This window comes from Bacteroidota bacterium (assembly GCA_040388375.1).
Classification (GTDB): Bacteria; Bacteroidota; Bacteroidia; order UKL13-3; family UKL13-3; genus JAAFJM01.
Window position 1 is genome coordinate 1 of the sequence record JAZKBU010000032.1, and the last position, 5,919, is coordinate 5,919.

The 5,919-nt window shown below is 39.8% G+C and carries 8 protein-coding genes; 6 read left to right on the forward strand and 2 right to left on the reverse strand.

The genetic code is table 11. The features are described from left to right. The first annotated feature begins 122 nt into the window (after positions 1–122). The 6 genes from V4538_17685 (at position 123) to V4538_17710 (ending at position 4,465) form a co-directional block, all read left to right on the forward strand. Positions 123–1,010 carry a hypothetical protein gene (locus V4538_17685; GenBank protein MES2382884.1) on the forward strand — a complete coding sequence of 296 codons (888 nt, stop codon included), beginning with the start codon at positions 123–125 and terminating at the stop codon, positions 1,008–1,010. Positions 1,011–1,056: 46 nt separating this feature from the next. Beyond that, positions 1,057–1,800, forward strand: a complete 744-nt coding sequence (locus V4538_17690; GenBank protein MES2382885.1) for a hypothetical protein — start codon at positions 1,057–1,059, stop codon at positions 1,798–1,800. A 134-nt stretch (positions 1,801–1,934) separates the two neighbouring features. Beyond that, positions 1,935–2,372 (forward strand): phospholipase D-like domain-containing protein, encoded by a 438-nt coding sequence (locus V4538_17695; GenBank protein MES2382886.1) that lies wholly within the window; start codon positions 1,935–1,937, stop codon positions 2,370–2,372. Between the two features lie 149 nt (positions 2,373–2,521). Continuing rightward, positions 2,522–3,412 carry a hypothetical protein gene (locus V4538_17700; GenBank protein MES2382887.1) on the forward strand — a complete coding sequence of 297 codons (891 nt, stop codon included), beginning with the start codon at positions 2,522–2,524 and terminating at the stop codon, positions 3,410–3,412. 6 nt (positions 3,413–3,418) lie between these two features. Continuing rightward, on the forward strand, positions 3,419–3,781 hold the full coding sequence (locus V4538_17705) for a hypothetical protein (protein MES2382888.1): 363 nt from the start codon (positions 3,419–3,421) through the stop codon (positions 3,779–3,781). Positions 3,782–3,904: 123 nt separating this feature from the next. Continuing rightward, positions 3,905–4,465 (forward strand): hypothetical protein, encoded by a 561-nt coding sequence (locus V4538_17710; GenBank protein MES2382889.1) that lies wholly within the window; start codon positions 3,905–3,907, stop codon positions 4,463–4,465. Between the two features lie 55 nt (positions 4,466–4,520). On the opposite strand, the gene V4538_17715 is transcribed toward V4538_17710, so the two are convergent. Together V4538_17715 and V4538_17720 are read right to left on the reverse strand one after the other, a co-directional pair. Then, positions 4,521–4,856, reverse strand: coding sequence for a D-Ala-D-Ala carboxypeptidase family metallohydrolase (locus V4538_17715; GenBank protein MES2382890.1), 336 nt, complete (start codon positions 4,854–4,856; stop codon positions 4,521–4,523). A gap of 7 nt (positions 4,857–4,863) precedes the next feature. Next, on the reverse strand, positions 4,864–5,076 hold the full coding sequence (locus V4538_17720; GenBank protein ID MES2382891.1) for a hypothetical protein: 213 nt from the start codon (positions 5,074–5,076) through the stop codon (positions 4,864–4,866). Between the last annotated feature and the right edge of the window lie 843 nt (positions 5,077–5,919).

The window sequence follows — 5,919 nt, forward strand, 5'->3', positions numbered from 1 at the left end:
AGGGGAGCGCGCGCCCGTCTCCCCCTCCCCCCCGCTTTTTTTTTCTTTTGGCGAGACTCTTAAACGCAGGCGCGTAAGCGCCTTCCATTGAAATTTTGCATTTGATTTACTATAATTATTTTATGGCAAAAACATCGTATATCACTATCCCCGACGGATTAGATTTGTCTTATAATAAAGTGATCCAAAGCGGTGACCGCTTTATTCTTCCGCACGTGAAAGTCAAAAGACTTTTCACGTCCCGCTACCGTAAGAAAGGACTCACACAAAAAAGTTTGATGGTGTCACTTTCACCCGTTTGGGCTGGATTTAGTGATGCAGAAAAAATGGCGTGGAATTTGTCGGGCGCTGAAAGTAAAATGACTGGTTGGAAAAACTTTGTGCAAGATACAGCAATTAGAATTGCAAATAGTTTGAGTGGATATGCTACGCCAAACACGCTGTATCAAAGTCGTGTGGGTCGCATAACGATTGAAGCGCCGGCCATTGGTTTGACGATTTTACAATTACATCCGCAGAGCTATTATATAAATAAAAAAGTTACTGGTACTCGTTCGCAATACATCCCGCAATTAGTTGAAGAAAATCTTTCGTTGCCTGTTGACTTGGCAATTTCATATTTTAGCGATTTAGTTTCGGCTGGTAGTAACCCACGAGCAAGATTTTTTGTTATTGTTTATTCAAACTATCAAGGTCGCACGATTGAAAATACTTGTGAAATAGAATTTGATTTATCACATGCTTGGGAAAGAAAAACTGCATCTATATCTGGAGTGCTTGGGCAATTTCGTGGGTATACAGCTTTTGTTGAAATAAATGATGCACAGGGAACTTTGCTTTTTGATAACGTGGAAATTGTGCATACTGGTTTAAATTGGGCGCGTGATCCTTTTTGTAATAGTATACAAACTAGCTTTACAAAAGCATTTTTTCAAATACCTAAAAACTGGGGTGCTGAAACTATCCCCGATGGGGCGCAATATCGTTCTGTATATCATGAAAATCCTTAAACTTTTAATCTTGCTTGTTTTTCTTTTTTGCCCTATAATTAAAAGTATGGCTGATCCTACATGGGGTATGCTACCAAAAAGTCAGGTAGACCCACAACTAATTGAAGAACGTATCGCACAAATGATTTCTGAACACGAGTCTGACCCCGAGGCGCATTTAGGCGTTGGCGAAAGTTTGGAGCAACACAAGACAAATGAAATTATAGATCATCCTGCTCAAAGTATTGTTGCTGATAAATTTTCTTCTTCTGCTAGTTTTGTTTTCATACCTGTCTTGCCGTACCAAGTGGGTCGCATTGATAATTGTGATGGCTCTGAGGCGACGCCTTATTTAATTATTGAACAACAATCCCCTTTTTCGGGCGATGGTACTTATCAATTTTCTGATTTTAACCCGTACGATTCGGGCTATGCTGATGGCGAAAGTGTCGTTGATTTTATTTTGATGTCTGGTGGCTCTTCCGGCTCATGGGAAGGACTCTTTACTTTTGGTTGGGGAAGAATTGAAACAAAAGAGGGCTTTTATAGAATTGGCTACTTCTCGGGCACATGGCAATATACTTCTTGGACTGCAATAAATTTAGATTATGGTAAAAGATTTAGATTTCATTATGATGCAAATGCAGGAACAATTCAGGTATTTGTATCGGGCGTTGAGGTTTTAAATACTTCATACTCTATTGATATTGAAGACGATGAGACAAGTATTTATTCGCAAATCAATCGCGGTTCTTCTTCTACTGCAAACATTGGTATTGCAAACTTAAATGTTTATTTTGAGGGCTTATAAAAATTATTATTAGTTAAATTTTATTTAAAAAAAATGAAAAAAATCACTGTTGAAATTTTATATTATTTGACAATAGTTCTCATAATATGTGCTATTATTAGAGGTCTTTTTAAATTGTTTCAATAAAAAAATATATGGAATATGAACCGTTGCCAATTATTTCAAACCAGTTTCCTAAGGTCGTAATACCGCTTATAGATAGTGCTTTGCACAGTATTGACATTATTGTATTCGACTGGCGTTTTTATAAACATGATCCTGCAAATGCAGTTTCCTTATTTAATTCTGCGATTGCTCGAGCGTGTGCTCGAGGGGTAAATGTGCGTTGTCTTGTGCAGAATGACGGAGTTGTTGACAGTTTAAAAACTTTAGGTTGTTATGCTAGGCGCTTACATAGCAAAAATATACTCCACACAAAATTGCTTATTGTCGATAATAAGCGTATAATTATAGGGTCGCATAATTACACACAGCGGGCGTTTAGCTCCAATCATGAGGCAAGTATCTTTGTCACGATGGCGGATTTAAATAACGGCTTTGTGCAATATTTTAATAATTTATTCGGTTTGTAAAAATTACATGAAACAAAAATCTTTGGGGGGCTTAATTGTTTTATTTATTCGTGTTATACGATTTGTAATCGCTTTACCATTCTATATTGTCGGTTACTTTTTTGTATATTTCGGAAAATTTTTTTGTGATTTAAAAACTGCAAAATAAAATGACTGCAGAATATCCAACGGGTATATTTGAAGCAAGAGAAACTGAAAATCTGCCAGGTATTTTATATGATGTTGATAAAAAGCGCGATTTTTTCTCGGAAGATTTTCAGAATTTAGGCGCTGAAATTACAGCAATAGAAACAGCTTTAGGAGACTATACTCCATACGGATATGATTCTTTCACTGATTGGATAGCACTTTTTCAAGATTATACTTTGAGTGATTTGGGGGATTTACATTCTGCTCTTGGCGACTGGTGGCTCGCTGGATTTCCTAGTATTACGGATTGGATAAATGCTGTTGATTCTATTGCTACTGACAATATAAACCTTATTTTTGATACTTTAGGAGATCTTACGAGTATGCCATTTCCGACTTTTGTTGAGTGGATTACTGCTGTTCAAACTGATATGAATACTAATTTTGACTTTATACTTGATATTATTGGCGATTATGGTGCAAATCCATACTCTACGCTTGTTGAATGGATACAAAGTTTTGGCTCTTCAGTTATACCTCCTCAAACATTTGTGATTACTATGAGTGGTGATGCAACGCCTGGTATTGAAGATTATGATCACACTTTGGGCGTTACTCCTTCTCGTGTTGAGATTGTTGGTCGTTGGGTTACTGACGATGTTCAGTCGGTGATGTGTGAAGGATGGATAGATGACTACGAGGCTAAAAATGTCGGTATGCGTATAAACGACAATCCTATTAACTGGACTGATAACTTTGAGGGGGTACGTTTTGAAGTTGGAAATACCATAGGGGATGCGTATCAAAAAGCTCGTGTTTATTACGATTCTACAAAAGTTTATTTTGATTGGGATGAGGCAGGTGTATTGCCTGCAGGATTTATATATATTTTAGTAAAAGTATTTGCTTAAAAAAAAATGCACACTGGTAAACTTGGAAAACTAAGGTCACTCGATGCTAGAGGAAAATTTGGACGCTCTGGGGGTTTTGGACGTATAGCTTTCGGCTGGAATTGGTTTGGTTTCTATAACTGGTTTTGTGGCATTTACTCCAAAAAATATTACTTTGGAAAGCCGTATATTTCGCGTATGAAATTTTATAGACCGACTAATCCTCAAACTCCGACACAACAAGCATGGCGTGCTACGTTCGCTGATGCAATGACTGCTTGGGGCGCTCTATCTGCTCCTCAAAAAGAGCCCTATATAAAACGAGCAAAGAAATTGCAAATGACTGGGGCTAATTTATTCTTAAAACAGTACTTGCGAGAGCACGCTTAAAATAGAGCTTGACAAGTTTTTCTACTCTCTGTTACAATATATGTGTGTATAGTTTTATTGTTTTCTGATCTTAATTAAATCGTCGGCAGAAAGCATTTTTATAAATAATTTTGCAAAAATATCATGGCTAAAGTTAACGGTCCATTCATGTCTCTCGATGCTTCGGGTACTTTTGGAAAAACACTTACAGCTTCAAAGTGGAAGGGTCGCCCTTACATGAGACTGCGTGTTATCCCATCAAACCCTAGTACTTCAGGACAAGAAGCTGTTCGTTCAATTCTTGGTACTCTCGCTAAGGCGTGTACTGCAGTTTTGACATCATTCGCTGATATGGCGGGAGTGGGTTCACCATTCTTCGTCGCCGCTCGTGATGGTGCTCCATCTGGTCAGTCTTGGATATCTTGGTTGCAGAAGGTCATGTACCCTGCTTTCGGTGCAAGAGTAACAGCTTACGCTGGTCTCTCTGGTACTATTACAGGTTACTACCAATCTACTGCGACAGCTATTGGTTTGTCCGCTTACGTGGATAAATCTGGAGATACTCATACTGCTGGAGAACAGCTTTTCATGCTCGCATATTTCGCAACGACTTATCTCGGTATCACTGTCGGTGGTGGTTATTTGACCCCAACGAACGGAGGTGCTGTTGATTCATTCGGTGACGATGTGCACTTGACTGTCTAGTACAATACGGATACAAAAAAAACACTCCTTGCGGAGTGTTTTTTTTTATTTATAGTTATTCTTCTATAAAAATACGAGGATATGGCTTTTCGTGGTCTATATCTAAGTGAATATGCCCCTTTCCGATCCCTATGCGCTTAAATCCCGCAAAAATTGCCCCTTTCATGATGTTTGCACGCTCTTCGTTGTTTGTGCATTGAATATCGCACGCTAGCCCCGTCAAATGTGCAGAGTCTTCTTTGCCTCCTACCTCTGCATTTTTTTCGGGTGTTCTCAAACCTGATGTGACTATAAAAGGTATACCTGCAAAAGTTCTTGCTCTATTTAACATTCTTACTAATACAGGATTTAAACCTGCTACCTCCTCCTCTTTAAAATATCCGTTTGACATATTTGTTTTATACTTTAAAATTTTTAAATCTTTCTAATGCGATTTTTCCGCCTGCTACAACCGACCCTATAGCGCCTGTGTCTACTGGATTAAGATTCTCTCCGCAATGTACACCCTTTGTGTTTAGAATATTTTGGAGAAATGCGATCCCTGCTGATATCAATGCTGTGAATAAAATACTTAAAATATGCACGTATGCTTTTTTAAAATTTTCGCTCATGTCTCTAATAATAAAAAATATAATTGCAAATGTCTACTAAAAAAAAGGCGAAAAAAAAAGTACACTATATAAAAAAAACTTTGTCAAGTTTAAAATAGTGTACCCGGGGCGGAGGGGGGGGATTTAATTTAACTTCGCTCGCTCGCGTCGTTGCGCTTTTGGCTACGCGCCACTCGCTAGCGAAGTGTAATAATTGTTTTTAAAACTGTCAAAGGGCTATATGTGCAAAAAGCTGTGGATAAACTCAAAAAACCTTTAAAATACAAAAACAAAAACAAAATGCGTTTTTCGTGGTGTAATGAAAAACGCTTGACTTTATTCGCAAAAAGTATTTTTCACTTTTTGCGAATTTTTCCCCCTCTCCGCAGGGCGGAGAGGGGGCAGGGGGAGAGGTGGGACTGCCCGAGATACATCTCGCTGGGGCAGTGCTGAAAGGAAGGCAGACCCGACATCGTGTCTTTCATACCTTGTATACTTGCTCGGCTTTTGCACTTCTCGGGTGTGGGGGGTGGGAGCGCTGAGGACTTCCGCAAGCGCTTGGGGGGGAGGTGTCTAGCCTCCCCCCCAGGGGAGTCGCGTGCGTGCCAAAGGCACAATCACGCGACCTAAGCTGTCTGCCGAGCCCTAGCGAGATGTATCTCGGGCGGATGCCCGTGATCTTCCTATTCTTTTTTTGGGCTGACGCTGGAGGCTCATTGCCCGTACTCGGGCAATGAGTAGCGTCCTTTGAATAGGGTCGCGCGCCTCCTCCCCATCTTCTCCCCCCCATCCTCTATGTATGTATTCTCCTCGCCAAAAGAAAAAAAAAGCGGGGGGGAGGGGGAGACGGGCGCGCGCTCCCCT